Source organism: Cloacibacterium sp. TD35, assembly GCF_028864635.1.
Lineage (GTDB): Bacteria > Bacteroidota > Bacteroidia > Flavobacteriales > Weeksellaceae > Cloacibacterium.
Genome location: NZ_CP104850.1, coordinates 1187704 through 1204725 on the forward strand (window position 1 = coordinate 1187704; position 17022 = coordinate 1204725).

Genomic DNA, 17022 nt, shown 5'->3' on the forward strand with positions numbered 1-17022 from the left:
AAATATTTCATAATTTTATATTTATATTTGCGTTTATATTTCGAATAAATAAAAAATTTATGCTTCGATCTTTTTTCCACTGGAAAGTTTTTGTAAACTTAATAGTAGCACTTGTAATTTTTGTAGGAGTAGTTTGGCTTACCTTTCGATGGCTAGAGTTTCACACCAATCACGGTGAAGAAATTCAGGTCCCGAATGTTGTCAACATGAAAGTACACCAAGCGATAGAGGTTCTAGATGACCAAGGCTTAGAATATGAAGTAGATAGTTTTAAATACGATCCAAAATTTAAACCCTATCAAGTTCTGCAAATTTATCCATCACCTGGTTCTAGAGTTAAAGATGGAAGAACTATTGTATTAAAAGTAAACCCTAAAACATATGCGCCAGTTGCGGTTCCAGATGTTTTAGATAGGTATAAATACTTGGCTTTCAGGAAGTTTGATTTGTTGGGTTTAAAAGTAGGAGACACTATTTATGAGCCTAATATTCAGAAAGATGCAGTCATTAGAATGATGTTTAATGGAAGAGTTATCAAACCGGGAGAAAAAGTGCCGATGTATTCTACACTAGATTTGGTCATTGGGTCTGGGCCTATGAGAAATGTTGTAATACCTAATTTGGTAGGAAGAACCGTGGCAGAAGCGAAAGCAATAATTGCCCAAAACTATTTTGAGTTAGGGCTTGTAGACCATGAAGATGGACTAAATGATGATTCTGACATCATCTATTATCAAGATCCAGCAAGTGGTTCTGTAAGAGATCAGGGAATGCAGGTAGATTTATGGGCAAGTAAAAAAACGCCTGCAGAAATGCAATCTAAAATCCAAAAACTCAATAGCATTTACAGAACAGTAGATAGTAATGCAGTTCCAGAGCCTTCTGATAATGAATTTACTCCCGTTCCAAGTGAGGAACCAGTAAATACTACGCCAAAACCACCTGTAGAAAAGCCTAAAGCCACTACTAATACACCTACTACAAAACCTACAGAAACAAAACCAGCGGAAGAGAAACCCGCGAAAAAGGTAATTGTAGAGTAGTTTTTTAGAAATTAAAATAATTTATAGAACTTTGCCGAAAATTTTTGGCAAAGTTTTTTTGAATAATATGAGCGAAAAAGAAGATTTTTTAGAAGAAGATTTATTGTTAGAAGACGAAAATTCTAATGACGAAGAAAACTCAGGGTTGTTTGAACATCTCAATATTACAGTAGATAAAAAACAAGAACCTCTAAGAATAGATAAATTTCTTTTGATTTATCGCCAAAATTCTTCTAGAAATAAAATTTCGCAAACGTGTAGAGCAGGAAACGTCATCGTAAATGGTAATCCTGTAAAACAAAATTATAGAGTAAAACCAGGTGACGAAATTTCGGTTTTATTAACGCATCCTCCTCGCGAAAATGTTATTATTCCTGAAGATATTCCATTTAAAATTGTCTATGAAGATGATGACGTTTTGGTGGTAGATAAAGAGCCCGGAATGGTGGTGCATCCAGGTTTTGGGAATTGGCAAGGAACATTGGTTAATGCGGTAGCTTTTCATTTTCAGAAAAATGGATTTACCTCAGATTTAGATAGAGTAGGCTTGGTTCATAGAATAGATAAAGACACTTCTGGACTTATTGTTTTAGCCAAAAATGAATATGCATTAAGCTTTTTAGCCAAGCAATTTTTTGACCGAAAAACCAAACGTTTGTATTGGGCTTTTGTTTGGGGTAATTTAGAAAATGACGAAGGTACAATCAGAGGACACATCGGAAGACATCAGAAAAACCGAATGCAAATGGCAGTTTATGAAGATGGAAGCCAAGGAAAACATGCGGTAACGCATTATAAAGTCTTAGAAAGATTCAAATACATGACTTGGGTAGAATGTAAACTGGAAACCGGAAGAACTCACCAAATTAGAGCACATTTTAAACACATTGGTCATACTCTTTTTAACGATGAAAGATATGAAGGTCATCAAATCTTACGTGGCGTAAACTTACCAAAATACAAGCAATTTGTAAAAAATGTGTTTGAAGTTTTGCCTAGACATGCTTTACACGCTCATACTCTTGGATTTATACATCCTACTACTAAAAAAGAAATGTATTTTGAATCACCAATGCCAAAAGATATGCAGGATGCGGTAGAAAAATGGAGAAATTATCTGCAAAACTCTTAATTACAATCGTTTTCGGTCAGGTTTAAGACAAAGAAATTTTCAATTTCATACTTTTTACTTAAATTTGACGTTTAGAAATTCACAATCATGAAAAAAATATTATTCACTTTTTTTGCTGCTTTTTCAGGATTGAGCTATGCTCAAGAAACCATTCCTATGTATCAGCAGTATTTATTTGATAGTGAATTTCTCTTTAATCCTGCACATATTGGTAAAACAGATGATGTAAATCTGGTTGCCAACTATCAAAAACAATTTTCAAAATTTGATGAATCTCCTAATGTACAATCGGTAGGAATTCATGCTAATGCTTTTGATAGAGTAGGAATAGGCGCTTATTTTTTCCGTGACCAAAACGGGCCAATTTCTGCAAACGGAATTGCAATTGGTGCTTCTTATTTTGTTCCACTCAGTGATGAAGATGGCAGAAAAGACCAATTTTCTTTCGGAACTTCTGTAAATTTTTACAATCAGAACTTTGATGTTTCTAAAGTAAATGCTCAAGATCCAAACGATCCTTTGCTTTACGAAAATAACAATAGTATTTTCATTGCTTATGCTAACTTAGGATTACAAGCTACTTATAGCAGAGCTTTTGCAGGGATTTCTGTTGCAGATATTCCATTGAGTAACAATACACCAGTAGTAAATGGTATAGAACCTTCGCCAACTAGATTTTATCTCAATGCAGGGTATGACTGGGAAATTACCGAAGGATTTTCTGTAGAACCTTCTGTGATGATGAATTTGAATACCAATTCATCTAGAATGTTTGATATCAATGTTTTGATGAAATTGTATGGTGAAAGTGATTATTTTGCTGCGGGAATCAATTACAGAACTGCGAAAAGCGCTGTGGGAAGCCAACAGTTAAGCATGTCGCCTATTATTAAATTTAAGCTTAATAAACTCCATTTCGGAGCTTCATATAATTTAGGATTGTCTGATATTCAAGAATACGGCGGAAATTCGTTCATGCTGAGTTTAGGCTATGATATTCCTAATTTCATCAATCAAAGAGGATTTAGATATCGTTAAGAAATTTTAGAATTACGATTTCAAACTTACGATTTATCAGTAAATCATCTATCAAACATCTAACACACAACAGAATTGATTTACCTTCACATTCCTTTTTGCAAGCAGAAATGCAGTTATTGCAATTTTCATTTTTCTACTTCATTGAAGCAGAAAGACGAAATGATTTCGGCAATAAAAAAAGAAATTTTTCTAAGAAAAGAGGAGCTGGAAAACAAAACACTTTCGTCTCTGTATATAGGTGGTGGAACTCCGTCTATTCTTTCTGTGGACGAAATCAAATCTTTAATAGATGAGGTTTTGAAGTATTTTGAATTTGAAAAAAATATTGAAATCACGCTAGAAGCTAACCCTGATGATTTAGATAAAAATTTTCTGAAAGATTTAGCCAAAACCGAAATCAATCGACTTTCTATAGGAACACAAAGTTTTTTTGAAGAAGATTTAAAGCTCATGAATCGTGCTCATAATGCTTCTGAAGCCGAAAGTTCTATCAAAAGAGCGCAGGATTTTGGCTTTGAAAATCTAAGTATTGATTTAATTTATGGTTCGCCAACTTCCAATTTTGAAATTTGGAAAGAAAATCTTCAGAAAACCATAGAGCTTCAAGTTCCTCACATTTCTTCTTACGCATTGACCATCGAGCCCAAAACTGCTTTGAATGATTGGATTAAGAAAAATAAAATCGCAGAACCGAAAGAAACAGAGCAAAATAAAGAGTTCTATTACATGTCTGATTTTCTAAAAGACAACGGTTTTATACATTACGAAATTTCTAATTTTGCTAAAAAAGATTTTGAATCGAAGCACAATTCAGCGTATTGGAAATACAAAGAATATCTGGGAATTGGGCCTTCTGCACATTCTTATAACGGTAGAAACGAGCGCAGTTGGAATGTTGCTAATAACACCATTTATATTAAAAATTTAGCAGAAAATATCCTTCCAAAAGAAACCGAAAAACTTTCTGAAAAAGACCAGTACAATGAAATGCTCATGATTGGTCTCAGAACTATTTGGGGTGTAGATTTAGAAAAACTCAACGAAAAATTTTCTGATGAAATTTTAGAAATTTTTAAAAATAGCATTCAGCCAAAATTAGAAGAAGGAATTCTTGTTATAGAAGAAAATCACTTAAAAATTCCAGAAAAACATTGGTTTTTAGCAGATGGAATTGCTTCAGACTTATTTATTTTATAAAAAAAATCTTGAATCTGAAATCTCAAGTCTCAAATCTTTAGTATTTTTGTAAAAATTTCAAGCCCTTGAAACCAGATTATTCTCATCTTTCATCATTACAACCGATTGGGATTTTTGATTCCGGTGTTGGTGGACTTACCGTAGCCAAAGAAATAAAACGATTAATGCCGCACGAAAATTTTATTTATTTCGGTGACACTGCACATTTACCTTACGGCGAAAAATCTAGAGAAGCGATTATCGGTTATTCTTTAAAAATCACAAAATTTTTATTAGAAAATAATTGTAAAGCCATCGTTATTGCTTGTAATACGGCTACTGCAAACGCTTTGCAAGATGTGAAGGAATTGGTGGGAAATCAGGCTTTGGTTTTTGATGTTATTAATCCAGTTGCAGAAAAAGTAGCTTTCGAAATTCACCAAAATGTAGGAGTTATTGCGACTAAGGCAACGGTAAATTCTGGCTTGTACAGAAAATCTATCAGAAAACTGAATAAATATATTCAAGTAGATGAATTGGCGACACCTTTATTGGTTCCTGCAATCGAAGAAGGTTTTGTAAATCATCCTATTACACATGCAATTATTTATAACTATTTGAGCGACAAAAAGTTAAAAGATATAGAAACCCTTATTCTAGGTTGCACACATTATCCGCTTTTGATTGAAGAGATTAAAAAATATTACGGAACCAGAGTAAGAGTAATTGATTCTCCTAAAATTGTGGCGAGTTATGTAAGGGATATTTTGAGTAAAAATGACTTGCTTAACCCTCAGCACGAGGAAGGAAACACAGAATTTTATCTTTCTGACATCACGAAAAACTTCGAGAAAATTTCGAAAAAATTCTTTGGGAATAAAATTAGTTTGGAGCTAAAAAAACTTTAGAATCTAAAATTAAACTTCAGAGGTTTCCTCATTTTCTTTTGCTTCAAAGAAAGAAAAACTCACATTTCCGTATTTTCTTGTTTCGATTAATTGAGGATGCTCTAATTTCATTTTAGATTGATGTTCTAAAACAAAAGTTCCGTTTTCTTTTAAGAAATTATTATTTAGAACTAAAGAAATCAGTTCATTGTATTTTTTTTCTTCTAATTCAAAAGGTGGATCTGCAAAAACAATGTCAAAAGTTTTCTTGGATCTGTTTTTCTTTAACCATTCAAAAACATCACCACGCTGTACATTAATTTGAAGCGCCATTTCTAGTTCTGCAGCAGTAGAATTAATAAAAGCCGCATGTTTAGGATTCATTTCTACAGCGGTAACGTCTTTACAATCTCTAGAGGCAAACTCTAAACTGATAGAGCCAATTCCTGCAAAAAGGTCTAAAACTGAGCAAAATTCTACTTCGTGACGATTCGCCAAAATGCTGAAAAGTGCTTCTTTAGCAAAGTCTGTGGTAGGTCTTACATCGAAATTTTTAGGCGCAGAAATTCTTTTTGCTTTCCATTTGCCAGAGATAATTCTATACATGGTTGTTTTTTGATAAATGATTTTTTAAGAAAGAACAAAATTCTTTTTTGGAGCGTTGTCAAAATGAACTTTAATATTTTTAACAAACTTTCTCAATTCTGAAATAAAGGTTTCGTTTTCGTGAGTTTCTCCATAAATATGAAAATACGTTTCTGCGGTTCCAAAATTTATTTTGCTCAAAGAAAACATAATAAAATACAAGAAATCTACTTCAGAATCAGAATCTAAGTTATTGTAAAGTGCCACTTTTTTATTTTCAAAAGCGAAAAATTCTACTTGATGATGATATAGATTGATATGAATTTCTTTGTGGTTTTTAACAGTTAAAGCATTTAAAAATTTTTCGCCAGAGAAATTAAATTTCGTGGGTAATTTTTTTGCTTTAATTTTTTGGTAAAAATGCTTTGGAAAAGTGTAGTAAAATTGCACCGCAAATTTTTTGTTCACAGAAAGCATCAATTCTTCATTAGCTTCATCTACAGGAGCGTTATAAGAAATCAGTTTATAGCCCAACTCGTGCTCTGTAAGACTATCTGGAGTAAGCGAAAAATGATTGAGTGCAGAAATTACTTCTATTTCTTTATAGTCATCAAATTTTAAAACTTCATCTAGTTTTTCTTCTACCAAATGAGGCGAAGTTTCTTCTGTTACGAAATAAAATGCTTCTTCTAGCACTGATTTTCCTTTAGAAATGTGCCATTGTAAACCATCTTTGGTGAAAAGTAAAGAAAGTTTTTTCATAGTTTTTTACCAATAAATGCAAAGGTATTGATTTTTAAACTATTTTTGAAAGATAGTTAATGTAATATGAAAAATCTCGTTTTATTTATTGCACTTTTGAGTTTCACTTTTGGATTCTCTCAAGAGAAAAAGAAGCAAGTCGTAGAAGCAGCTTGCGGACAATGTCAGTTCAAAATGAAAGATAAAAAAGGTTGTGATTTAGCGGTAAGAATTGACGGGAAAAGTTATTTTGTAGAAGGTACTAAAATTAATGACCACGGAGACGCTCATGCTGACGACGGTTTTTGCAATGCGATCAAAAAAGCAGAAGTCATCGGCGAAGTAAAGGATGGGAAATTTGTGGTAAGTTATTTCAAATTACTGCCTAATTCTACAAAAAAGTAACCAAGACATTTCCCGTGCTGTGATAGAAAAAATCATGGTCTTCGTATTCTATTCCAGCGAAACCTTGTAAAACTTCGTGCACCATATTTTGCAAAACTCCATCTCCAATTCCGTGGATGATGTTTAGTTTTTTAATGTTATTGCTTCTGCAATATTCTAATTTTTCAATGAGTTTTTCTCGCTGAATCATCAATCTTTCCCAAGATTCAAAATCTTGAGGATTATTGACCAACTTTTCGAAATGTAAATCGATGGACTGCGGTTTATTTTGATTTTTTTTAGAAATTTTGGTAGACGTTTCCTTTTTTGCAGTGATAGAAATATCATCATAAATATTATGATTGTGGAGTACGACTTTTCTTTTTTCAATGTCATAATGAAAACCGTGTTCGTCTTCTATTTGCACCATATTTCCTTTGAAAGCAGAAATTTTCCCTTTCAAATCATCATCTATCACCGAAACTAAATCGCCTATTTTCACAATCTTTGATTGTTTTATTTTTAAAAATTAATTCCTAAATCCTTTTACCTAATTCCTAATTCCACCACTTCTAGATTTTCAATTTTCTCGCCGTTAATTTCAAATCTCAGCATAGTTCTCATTTTATGCCAACCATGTTTTCCAGCAGCGCCAGGGTTGAGATGCAGAATTTCTAGCTCTTTATCATACATTACTTTTAATATGTGAGAATGCCCAGAAATAAAAATTTGAGGTTTTTCTTCCTTTAATATTTGCTTCACTCGCGGTGCATATTTATTAGGGTATCCGCCAATGTGAATCATCACTACTTTTACTTTTTCATACTCGAAAACATTTATTTCTGGGAATTCAGCTCTTATTTTTGCCTCGTCTATATTCCCGAAAACACCTCGTAATGTTCCTGCTTTTTTCAGTTCGTCTATCACTTCTAAATTTCCGAAATCACCAGCATGCCAAATTTCATCAGCATTTTTAGCATATTCTAAAATTCTATCATCTATATAAGAATGGGTGTCGGAAAGTAGAAGGATTCTTTTCAAAAAAATGTATTTTTGCAGTTGAATTCCACAAAAATATAAAAATTGCGTTACTTTATTGAGTTTTCCTATAATGGTTCTACGTTTTTTGGCTATCAAATTCAGCCAAATGAGATTTCTGTGCAAGAAGAATTAGAGAAAGCACTTTCAATAATTCTGCGAACTGAAATTAAAACTACGGGAGCAGGAAGAACAGACACTGGAGTTCACGCCAAAAAAATGTTTGCACATTTTGATTTTGATGGAGAAATTTCTGAGAAATTAGTTCATCAACTGAATTCTTTTCTTCCGCCAAGTATTGCGATAAAGAGGATTTTTGAGGTAAAAGAAGATTTTCACGCGAGATTTTCAGCAAAATACAGAACGTATGAATATTATATTTCGCTAGAGAAAAATCCTTTTTCTGAAAAATTTGCATGGCAACATTGGAGAAAATCTCTAGATATAGAAAAAATGAATGAAGCTTGCAAAATTCTTTTTGAGTACGAAGATTTCGGGAGTTTTGCAAAAGTGGGAGCAGATAATAAAACCAATATTTGTAAAATCTATCGCGCAAATTGGGAACAAAACGGAAATGAACTTAAATTTACCATCTCTGCGGATAGATTTCTCAGAAATATGGTTCGTGCTATTGTAGGAACCATGGTAGAAATAGGCAGTGGAAAACTAAAACCTGCCGATTTAAGAAATGTGATAGAAGCTAAAAATAGAGGTGTTGCAGGTACTTCTGCGCCAGCTCATGCATTATTTTTGGTAGATGTAGGATACGATTTTTAAAAAAATTATGAACAAAAAACCAACCACCAGCAATATAATTCAACGTCTTTTTTTCATAGGAATGAAATTTAGAACGTGGTTTATTTTAGCCCTAATTATTTCTATTGTATTAGCAATAGTTTCGGTGTATAGACCTATTCTCACTCAGCAGATTGTAGATATTGATATCCTGAAACTGAAAGACAATACCATCTTGATGAAGGATATTTATTTCTTAATCGGTTTGGTAGTAGCAGAAACTATTTTGAATTTTTTCCTTGTTTTTCTTTCTAATTATATCGCACAAAATGTAATTAGAGACATCAGAGAAAGACTTTATCATAAACTCATTTATTTTAAAACTTCTTTTTTTGATAAAACAGCCATCGGAAATTTAGTGACTAGAGCGGTTGGAGATGTAGAAACCATTGCTACAGTTTATACGGATGGATTTTTGATGGTTTTCGGAGATATTTTGAAAGTGGTTTTCGTTTTGGTAGCGATGTTTCAGGTGAATACTGAGCTCAGTTATATTTCGCTTACCATTTTACCTATCATGTTGGTGATTACAAGGTTTTTCCAGAAAAAATTAAGAAAAGCATTTGGTGACGAAAGAGCTTGGACTTCTACTCAAAACAGTTTCGTGCAAGAAAGACTTTCGGGAATGTCACTCATTCAAGTTTTTAATAGACAAGAAGCAGAATTTAAGAAATTTGATGATATTAATGTCAATTTAAAAGCAGCTTTACTGAAAACGGTTTTCTATTTTTCATTGTTTTTCCCTGTAGTGGAACTGATTTCTTCTGTTTTTATAGGGCTGATTCTTTTTGTAGCAGGATATAATGCATTGACGGCGAGAGATATTTCTCCAGGGAGTATTATGGCATTTATTCAATTTATTAATATGCTCATTCGTCCTTTAAGACAAATTGCCGATAGATTTAATAATATTCAGCGTGGTTTGGTAGGCGCAGAAAGAGTTTTAGGAATAATGGACGAAGAAAACTCGATGCCGAATCTCGGTACCATCAAAAAAGACCATATCGAAGGAAAAATAGAATTCAGAGATGTGAGATTTTCTTACGACGAAAAGCAAGAAGTTCTAAAAGGAGTAAATTTCAAAGTAAATCCAGGCGAAACAGTTGCAATTGTTGGGGCAACAGGTGCTGGAAAATCTACGATTATTCAGTTGATTACAAGATTTTATGATATTAACTCAGGTAAAATTTTACTGGATGATATTGATATCAGAGATTATGAATTGTACGATTTGCGAAGTAAAGTAGGAGTAGTTCTGCAAGATGTTTTCCTTTTCCATGGTAGTATTTATGAAAATCTTACTTTGGGGGACACTATTCCGCTTGAAAAAATTAAAAAAATTGCCCAAGATATAGAAGTAGATGAATTTATTGAGCGATTACCGGAAGGTTATGATTTTGTAGTAAGCGAGAGAGGAAGCAGTATTTCTCTCGGTCAGAGACAGTTATTATCTTTCTTAAGAGCTTATCTTTCTGATCCTAAGATTTTGATTTTAGACGAGGCTACTTCTTCCATAGACCCAGAAAGTGAAAAATTGATACAGAAAGCTACTGAAAAAATTACCCAAAACAGAACTTCAATTATCATTGCACACCGATTGTCAACCATAGAAAAAGCGGATAAAATTCTCGTGATGGATTCTGGTAAAGTGGTAGAAGAAGGCAAGCACGATGAGTTGCTTTCTAAAAACGGATATTATGCAAATCTGTATAAAGCACAACTTCACAAAGAAATTTTTTAATTTTTATGATTAAATTTTGTTGGGTTTAAAAATTTTTATACTTTTGCAACCACAAAATGAGATGTAATATATGTTAATAATTCCAGTAAAAGACGGAGAGTCTATCGACAGAGCACTTAAAAAGTATAAAAGAAAATTTGATAAAACTGGTGTTGTAAGGGCATTAAGAGCTAGACAACAGTTTACAAAACCTTCTGTAACTTTTAGACAATCAAAGCTAAAAGCAGCTCATAAGCAAAGAGAATTAAGCAAAGAAGAACAAGCTTAATTAGTTTTTCTTTAAAAAAATATCAAAATCACTTTTCAAATTCTTATATTTGAGAAGTGATTTTTATTTTATATACCTATTGATTCATGATTGACAAGTTTCTAGATTATATATCTGTAGAGAAGCGTTATTCTAAGAATACGCTGGTGAGTTATAAAAAAGATTTAGAAGACTTGCTACTGTTTATTTCGGAAACCGAAGGGACAGAAGATTTAAAAAAAGTAGATAAAAAAATCATCCGTAATTTCATTGTCTCACTATCTGAGAAAAAAATACAGAAAAGAAGCATTAACCGTAAACTATCTAGCTTAAGGAGTTTTTATCTATATCTCCTGAAAATAGGCGAAATACAATTGTCACCATTAGAGACTATTTCTTCTCTTAAATTTTATGCCGAAAAACAAATTCCTATTTCAGAAGATGAAATGGAAAGTTTAGGTGAGATTTTAGAAAAAGAGCCAGAAAACTTATTAGAAAAACTCATTATAGAAACACTTTACCAGACCGGAATGAGAAAAACAGAGCTTTGTAATGTGTTATTGGAGCAAGTAGATTTTTCTAAATCTGAAGTTTTCATCAAAGGGAAAGGTAATAAGCAAAGAGTAGTTCCCATTTCTGAAAATCTGCTAAAACAGATGTGGGAATATTTGACGGTTAGAAAGCCGAATGAAGATTCTGGTATTTATTTTTTCGTTCGCGAAAATGGAAAAAAACTATCCGAAAAATTTGTGTATTCAGTGGTAAATCGCTACCTTAGTCTTATAACTTTAAAGAAGAAAAAGAGTCCACATATTTTAAGGCATAGCTTTGCTACTCATGTTTTGAATAATGGCGCGGAAATTTCTAAAGTTAAAAAAATCTTAGGTCATTCTAGTTTAGCTTCTACGCAAGTTTATACGAATGGCAATATAGAGCAATTAAAAAGAGTGTTTAATCAGGCTCATCCCAGAGCCTATAAAAAAGAAGACTAGTTTTCTTTTTTAATTTAAAAAATGTTAGCGTTATGAAAATTACAGTACAATCAATCGGTTTAACACCACATGCACCACTAGAAGAATATTTAGACAAAAAATTAAATAAATTAGATACCTTTTATGATAAAATTATCGAGTGCGAAGTGTTTCTAAAAGTAGAGAATTCTTCTGAAAAAGAAAACAAGACTGCTGAGATAAGATTACATGTTCCAGGTGATGATATTGTGGTAAAGAAGACAAGTGCTAGTTTTGAAGAAAGTTTAGACCAGTGTTATGATACTGCTAAGAAACTGTTAATCAAGAAAAAAGAAATGGCATAAAAAAATAATTAAAAAATTTTTAAAAAATATTTGTGGATTTCAAAAAAACTGTATTATATTTGCACTCGCAAAAAGGGAATAATAGTTCTTTTGAAATCTCAAATTTTGCCTCCATAGCTCAGTTGGCCAGAGCACGTGATTTGTAATCTCGGGGTCGTGGGTTCGAATCCCTCTGGAGGCTCATAATTTATAAAAAACAAGCGGGGAGATTCCAGAGTGGCCAAATGGATCAGACTGTAACTCTGCTGTCTTACGACTTCGCAGGTTCGAATCCTGCTCTCCCCACTTTTTTATAAATTTAATTTGCAGGTTTAGAAAAATTTTATAAATTTGCACACCGTTTACCAACAATAATTTGTAAACACAAATTGCGGAAGTAGCTCAGTTGGTAGAGCGTCAGCCTTCCAAGCTGAATGTCGCGGGTTCGACCCCCGTCTTCCGCTCAAAATAAATCACATTCCAAATAAGCGGTATGTGATTTTTTTTTCTAAGCCGACTTAGCTCAGGGGTAGAGCGCTTCCTTGGTAAGGAAGAGGTCGTGAGTTCAAATCTCATAGTTGGCTCAAAATAAAAGTCTCTCAAAGTTTTTTTGAGAGACTTTTTTATTTAAAATAAATTCTTAAATTTGTACCCTCAAAAATAAGATAATATCATAGTGTCAAACGTATTGAAACTGAATGTTGAAATTTTTTTTAACAAAAAGATTTTGGTATTCAAAAAATCACTATATTTGCGCACTGAAAATTTCAATAGTTAATAAATTTAAATATTAAAATCATGGCAAAGGAAACGTTTAATCGTAACAAACCACACTTAAACATTGGTACTATTGGTCACGTTGACCATGGTAAAACTACCCTTACTGCTGCTATTACTAAAGTATTAGCTGAGAAAGGATTAGCTGAAATGAAAGACTTCTCTTCTATTGACTCTGCTCCAGAAGAAAAAGAAAGAGGTATTACTATCAATACTGCTCACGTAGAGTATGAAACTGAAAACAGACACTACGCACACGTAGACTGCCCAGGTCACGCCGATTATGTTAAAAACATGGTTACTGGTGCTGCTCAAATGGATGGAGCTATCTTAGTAGTTGCTGCTACTGATGGTCCAATGCCACAAACTAGAGAGCACATCTTACTTTGCCGTCAGGTAAACGTACCAAGAATCGTTGTTTTCATGAACAAAGTTGACATGGTAGATGATGCTGAATTATTAGAACTAGTAGAATTAGAAGTAAGAGATTTATTATCTTCTTATGAATATGATGGTGATAACTCTCCAGTAATTCAAGGTTCAGCTCTAGGTGCACTTAACGGTGAACCAAAATGGGTTGCTACTGTAGAAGAATTAATGGCAGCTGTAGATAGCTGGATTGAATTACCAGTTAGAGATCAAGATAAACCATTCTTAATGCCAATCGAAGACGTATTCTCTATTACAGGTAGAGGTACTGTAGCAACTGGTAGAATTGAATCAGGTGTTATCAATACAGGAGATCCAGTAGACATCGTAGGTATGGGTGATGAGAAGTTAACTTCTACTATCACTGGTGTTGAGATGTTTAGAAAAATCTTAGATAGAGGTGAAGCTGGTGATAACGTAGGTCTATTATTAAGAGGTATCGAGAAAACTGACATCAAGAGAGGTATGGTAATCGCTAAGAAAGATTCTGTGAAGCCACACAAGAAATTCAAAGCTGAGGTTTACGTTCTTTCTAAAGAAGAAGGTGGTAGACACACTCCATTCCACAATAAATATCGTCCTCAGTTCTATGTAAGAACTACTGACGTAACAGGTGAAATCTTCTTACCAGAAGGTGTAGAGATGGTAATGCCTGGTGATAACTTAACTATCACTGTAGAATTGTTACAACCAATCGCTCTTAACGTAGGTCTTAGATTTGCGATCAGAGAAGGTGGTAGAACAGTAGGTGCTGGTCAGGTTACTGAAATCTTAGATTAATCATCTTAAATAAATAAAGCTTCCGTAAGGAAACTTACGGAGCTTTTTTAACTACGGGCATCGTCCAATGGTAGGATACCGGTCTCCAAAACCGTTGATCAGGGTTCGAGTCCTTGTGCCCGTGCAAATATAAATTATGAACTCACTTATCAATTTTTTAAAAGATTCTTATTCAGAATTTAGATATAAAGTAGAATGGCCAAAGTGGGCTGATTTACAATCTTCTACAATAGTAGTGGCTGTAGCTACTGTTATATTAGCATTGTTTACTTTCGGAGTAGATTCATTATTTAGCACAGCTATTAAAAATATATTAGCAATTTTCATAGGTTTCTTTAATTAAAAATTTTTCCATGAGCGATTTAAAATGGTATGTATTAAAAGCTATTAGTGGCCAGGAAAATAAAGTTAAGGCCTACATTGAGAGCGAAGTTAAAAGATTAAATCTTGAAGCTTATGTTACTCAAGTAGTTATCCCTATGGAAAAAGTGATCCAAGTAAGAAATGGTAAAAAAGTGCCTAAAGAGAAGCCTTTTTATCCTGGTTACTTAATGGTAGAAGCTAATTTGATAGGAGAAATTCCACATATTATTAAAAATTTACCTGGTGTAATATCTTTTTTAAGTCTTACAAAAGGAGGTGATCCTGTACCAATGCGTAAATCTGAAGTAAACAGAATGCTTGGTAAGATGGATGAACTTTCTGAATTTGCTACAGAAATGGAAATTCCATTCGTAGTAGGAGAGAGTGTAAAAGTAATCGATGGTCCTTTCAATGGATTCAATGGTACTGTAGAAAAAATCTTAGAAGATAAGAAGAAATTAGAAGTTTCTGTAATGATTTTCGGAAGAAAAACTCCTATGGAACTTTCTTACATGCAAGTAGAAAAATTGTAAAATTTATCATACAATATAATGAAGCCGCTCTAAACAGAGTGGCTTTTTTTGTGGATAAGTCTTTCTAAAAACGCCCTCTTTTGTCGTGCAATCTTTCTAATTTTACTCTCTCATTTTAGCGTTTTAATTCTTCTAAATTTCTTCTATTATGTTTGCGCTATTAGACTGTAATAATTTTTTTGTGAGTTGCGAAAGAGTTTTAGACCCTTCTTTACAGGAGGTTGCAGTCGTGGTTTTATCTAATAATGATGGTTGTGTAGTGTCTAGAAGTAATGAAGCGAAGGCTTTAGGGATTCCTATGGGAGCGCCAGTCTTTAAATATAGAGATTTATTTGAGCAACATAGCGTAAAGTGCTTCTCGGCTAAATTTGAATATTACAATTTCAAAAGTCAACAAGTTTCTGCGATTGCCAGTCAGTTCTCTCCTAATTTTGAGATTTATAGTATAGATGAACTGTTTCTAGATTTTCATGGATTCAAATACTTCAATTTGGACGAGTATTCTCAAAATATCAAAAACGTTATACTTCAGAAAACAAAAATTCCTGTGAGTATAGGAATAGCGCCTACCAAAACATTGGCAAAAGTAGCCAATAGAATTGCCAAGAAATATCCAGAAAAATTTCAAGGGGTTTGTATGCTCGATACTCCACAAAAGATAGAAAAAGCACTTCAGTGGTTAGAGATTGGCGATGTTTGGGGAATTGGCAGGAGATTAGGGAATAAGATGAAAGACGCTGGCGTTTATAAAGCGGCAGATTTGCTTAAAAAACCAGAAATTTGGGTTAGAAAATTGATGGGAATTCACGGCGTGAGAATGATGAATGAATTAAAGGGCATTAAACAATTAGAATTAGATCAGCCATCTCCTAAACAATCCATTGCTACTACCAGAAGTTTTATGGATATGATTTCGGATAAAGAAATGCTGAGAGAACGCGTAGAAACCTTTGCTTTCTCTTGTGCCGAAAAGTTAAGGAAACAAAACAGTTGTTGTAAAGTCATCTCCGTATTTCTACAAACGAATAGATTTAGAAAAGATTTGCCAGAATATAAAAACGGATTTTCTGTGGTTTTGCCTAACCCAAGTAGTTCTTCCATTGTTTTATCTAAAGCCGCAAATGCTATTTTTGAAGCAATTTATAAAGACGGTTTTTTGTATAAAAAGGCTGGTGTAATGGTATCTGATTTTGTGCCAGAAAATCAACGATTGATTAATATTTTTGAAGAAGATGTAGAAAATAAACACCTTCCGATTATGAAAGCCATGGATTCTCTGAACAAGAAATATGGCAAAAATAAAATAAGATTGGCCTCACAAAAAGGAAAACCTACCTACGAAAGAAAATTGCTTTCTCCAGAATATGAGGAATTTCTGAAAAGCAATACTTTACCCGAAGCTAATTTTAGGTTTCATTAAAAAATATTGAATATCTTTTTAAATTTCAGCGATTTACACTTGTTAGTTAAGAAATTTTTCTTAATTTTGCACCCACAAAAAGTAAGTTAGGAAGGTGAGATAATCTAACTTGCTGATTTATAAATGCTTCCACATTCATAAATTAAAAATTTTTAAAAATTAAAAAATGGCTAAAAAAGTCTTTAAAATGGTGAAACTCCAAGTGAAAGGTGGCGCTGCTAACCCTTCACCACCAGTTGGTCCTGCTTTAGGTTCTGCTGGGGTAAATATTATGGAGTTTTGTAAACAATTTAATGGAAGAACACAAGACAAGCCAGGGCAAGTTTTACCGGTTCTAATTACTGTTTACGAAGATAAGTCTTTCGAATTCGTAATTAAAACTCCACCAGCTGCAATCCAATTAATGGAAGCTGCTAAGGTAAAAGGAGGTTCTGGAGAACCAAACAGAGTAAAAGTAGGTTCAGTATCTTGGGAACAAGTGAAAAAAATTGCCGAAGATAAAATGGCAGACCTTAATTGTTTTACTATGGATTCTGCATTAAGCATGGTAGCAGGAACTGCTAGATCTATGGGATTAAGAGTAACTGGAACTAAACCGTCTAACGCTTAAAACTTA

20 protein-coding genes and 5 tRNA genes are annotated in these 17022 nt (G+C 33.2%); 21 read left to right on the plus strand and 4 right to left on the minus strand.

Annotated elements, in window-relative coordinates:
- Window positions 1–59: 59 nt before the first annotated feature.
- The 5 genes from N7277_RS05445 to murI all read left to right on the plus strand — a co-directional run bounded on the left by N7277_RS05445 (window position 60) and on the right by murI (window position 5300).
- Window positions 60–1043 (plus strand): PASTA domain-containing protein, encoded by a 984-nt coding sequence (locus N7277_RS05445; protein WP_274780687.1) that lies wholly within the window; start codon window positions 60–62, stop codon window positions 1041–1043.
- 67 nt (window positions 1044–1110) lie between these two features.
- On the plus strand, window positions 1111–2175 hold the full coding sequence (locus N7277_RS05450; protein WP_274780688.1) for an RluA family pseudouridine synthase: 1065 nt from the start codon (window positions 1111–1113) through the stop codon (window positions 2173–2175).
- A gap of 87 nt (window positions 2176–2262) precedes the next feature.
- Window positions 2263–3213: a PorP/SprF family type IX secretion system membrane protein gene (locus tag N7277_RS05455; protein WP_069799607.1), complete on the plus strand. Its 951-nt coding sequence runs from the start codon at window positions 2263–2265 to the stop codon at window positions 3211–3213.
- Between the two features lie 75 nt (window positions 3214–3288).
- Window positions 3289–4413, plus strand: coding sequence for a radical SAM family heme chaperone HemW (hemW, locus tag N7277_RS05460; RefSeq protein ID WP_274780689.1), 1125 nt, complete (start codon window positions 3289–3291; stop codon window positions 4411–4413).
- Between the two features lie 65 nt (window positions 4414–4478).
- Window positions 4479–5300, plus strand: coding sequence for a glutamate racemase (gene murI / locus N7277_RS05465; protein ID WP_274780690.1), 822 nt, complete (start codon window positions 4479–4481; stop codon window positions 5298–5300).
- Between the two features lie 9 nt (window positions 5301–5309).
- Here the strand turns inward: murI and rsmD are convergent, their stop codons facing one another.
- Together rsmD and N7277_RS05475 are read right to left on the minus strand one after the other, a co-directional pair.
- Window positions 5310–5885, minus strand: coding sequence for a 16S rRNA (guanine(966)-N(2))-methyltransferase RsmD (gene rsmD, locus N7277_RS05470; RefSeq protein WP_446715127.1), 576 nt, complete (start codon window positions 5883–5885; stop codon window positions 5310–5312).
- A 24-nt stretch (window positions 5886–5909) separates the two neighbouring features.
- The gene (locus N7277_RS05475; protein ID WP_274780691.1) at window positions 5910–6626 is read right to left on the minus strand and encodes a DUF3822 family protein; all 717 of its coding nucleotides are present in this window, start codon (window positions 6624–6626) and stop codon (window positions 5910–5912) included.
- 66 nt (window positions 6627–6692) lie between these two features.
- Between N7277_RS05475 and N7277_RS05480 the strand changes: the two genes are divergently transcribed.
- On the plus strand, window positions 6693–7010 hold the full coding sequence (locus N7277_RS05480) for a DUF6370 family protein (protein ID WP_213196727.1): 318 nt from the start codon (window positions 6693–6695) through the stop codon (window positions 7008–7010).
- Here N7277_RS05480 and N7277_RS05485 read toward each other — a convergent pair.
- Window positions 6997–7491 (minus strand): Smr/MutS family protein, encoded by a 495-nt coding sequence (locus N7277_RS05485; RefSeq protein ID WP_274780692.1) that lies wholly within the window; start codon window positions 7489–7491, stop codon window positions 6997–6999. The genes N7277_RS05480 and N7277_RS05485 overlap by 14 nt on opposite strands.
- 44 nt (window positions 7492–7535) lie before the next feature.
- On the minus strand, window positions 7536–8030 hold the full coding sequence (locus N7277_RS05490) for a metallophosphoesterase family protein (protein WP_274780693.1): 495 nt from the start codon (window positions 8028–8030) through the stop codon (window positions 7536–7538).
- Between the two features lie 42 nt (window positions 8031–8072).
- Between N7277_RS05490 and truA the strand changes: the two genes are divergently transcribed.
- From truA to rplK, 15 genes are all read left to right on the plus strand, one after another.
- A complete protein-coding gene (truA, locus tag N7277_RS05495) occupies window positions 8073–8804 on the plus strand; it encodes a tRNA pseudouridine(38-40) synthase TruA (protein WP_274780694.1) in 732 nt (243 codons plus the stop codon).
- 7 nt (window positions 8805–8811) lie between these two features.
- Window positions 8812–10563 (plus strand): ABC transporter ATP-binding protein, encoded by a 1752-nt coding sequence (locus tag N7277_RS05500; protein ID WP_274780695.1) that lies wholly within the window; start codon window positions 8812–8814, stop codon window positions 10561–10563.
- A gap of 70 nt (window positions 10564–10633) precedes the next feature.
- A complete protein-coding gene (gene rpsU, locus N7277_RS05505) occupies window positions 10634–10831 on the plus strand; it encodes a 30S ribosomal protein S21 (RefSeq protein WP_104794387.1) in 198 nt (65 codons plus the stop codon).
- Window positions 10832–10917: 86 nt separating this feature from the next.
- Window positions 10918–11802, plus strand: a complete 885-nt coding sequence (locus tag N7277_RS05510) for a tyrosine-type recombinase/integrase (RefSeq protein ID WP_274780696.1) — start codon at window positions 10918–10920, stop codon at window positions 11800–11802.
- Window positions 11803–11834: 32 nt separating this feature from the next.
- The gene (locus tag N7277_RS05515; protein ID WP_213196722.1) at window positions 11835–12125 is read left to right on the plus strand and encodes an HPF/RaiA family ribosome-associated protein; all 291 of its coding nucleotides are present in this window, start codon (window positions 11835–11837) and stop codon (window positions 12123–12125) included.
- Window positions 12126–12232: 107 nt separating this feature from the next.
- A tRNA-Thr gene (locus N7277_RS05520) sits at window positions 12233–12306 on the plus strand.
- A 21-nt stretch (window positions 12307–12327) separates the two neighbouring features.
- Window positions 12328–12410, plus strand: a tRNA-Tyr gene (locus N7277_RS05525).
- Between the two features lie 85 nt (window positions 12411–12495).
- Window positions 12496–12568, plus strand: a tRNA-Gly gene (locus tag N7277_RS05530).
- A 48-nt stretch (window positions 12569–12616) separates the two neighbouring features.
- A tRNA-Thr gene (locus N7277_RS05535) sits at window positions 12617–12688 on the plus strand.
- Between the two features lie 214 nt (window positions 12689–12902).
- On the plus strand, window positions 12903–14090 hold the full coding sequence (gene tuf / locus N7277_RS05540) for an elongation factor Tu (protein ID WP_274780697.1): 1188 nt from the start codon (window positions 12903–12905) through the stop codon (window positions 14088–14090).
- A gap of 53 nt (window positions 14091–14143) precedes the next feature.
- Window positions 14144–14214: transfer RNA gene (locus N7277_RS05545), tRNA-Trp, on the plus strand.
- Window positions 14215–14226: 12 nt separating this feature from the next.
- A complete protein-coding gene (gene secE / locus N7277_RS05550; RefSeq protein WP_069799577.1) occupies window positions 14227–14433 on the plus strand; it encodes a preprotein translocase subunit SecE in 207 nt (68 codons plus the stop codon).
- Between the two features lie 10 nt (window positions 14434–14443).
- On the plus strand, window positions 14444–14986 hold the full coding sequence (nusG, locus tag N7277_RS05555) for a transcription termination/antitermination protein NusG (protein ID WP_069799576.1): 543 nt from the start codon (window positions 14444–14446) through the stop codon (window positions 14984–14986).
- Between the two features lie 148 nt (window positions 14987–15134).
- Window positions 15135–16406 carry a Y-family DNA polymerase gene (locus N7277_RS05560; RefSeq protein WP_274780698.1) on the plus strand — a complete coding sequence of 424 codons (1272 nt, stop codon included), beginning with the start codon at window positions 15135–15137 and terminating at the stop codon, window positions 16404–16406.
- A 166-nt stretch (window positions 16407–16572) separates the two neighbouring features.
- Window positions 16573–17016, plus strand: a complete 444-nt coding sequence (gene rplK, locus N7277_RS05565) for a 50S ribosomal protein L11 (RefSeq protein WP_274780699.1) — start codon at window positions 16573–16575, stop codon at window positions 17014–17016.
- Window positions 17017–17022 lie beyond the last annotated feature (6 nt).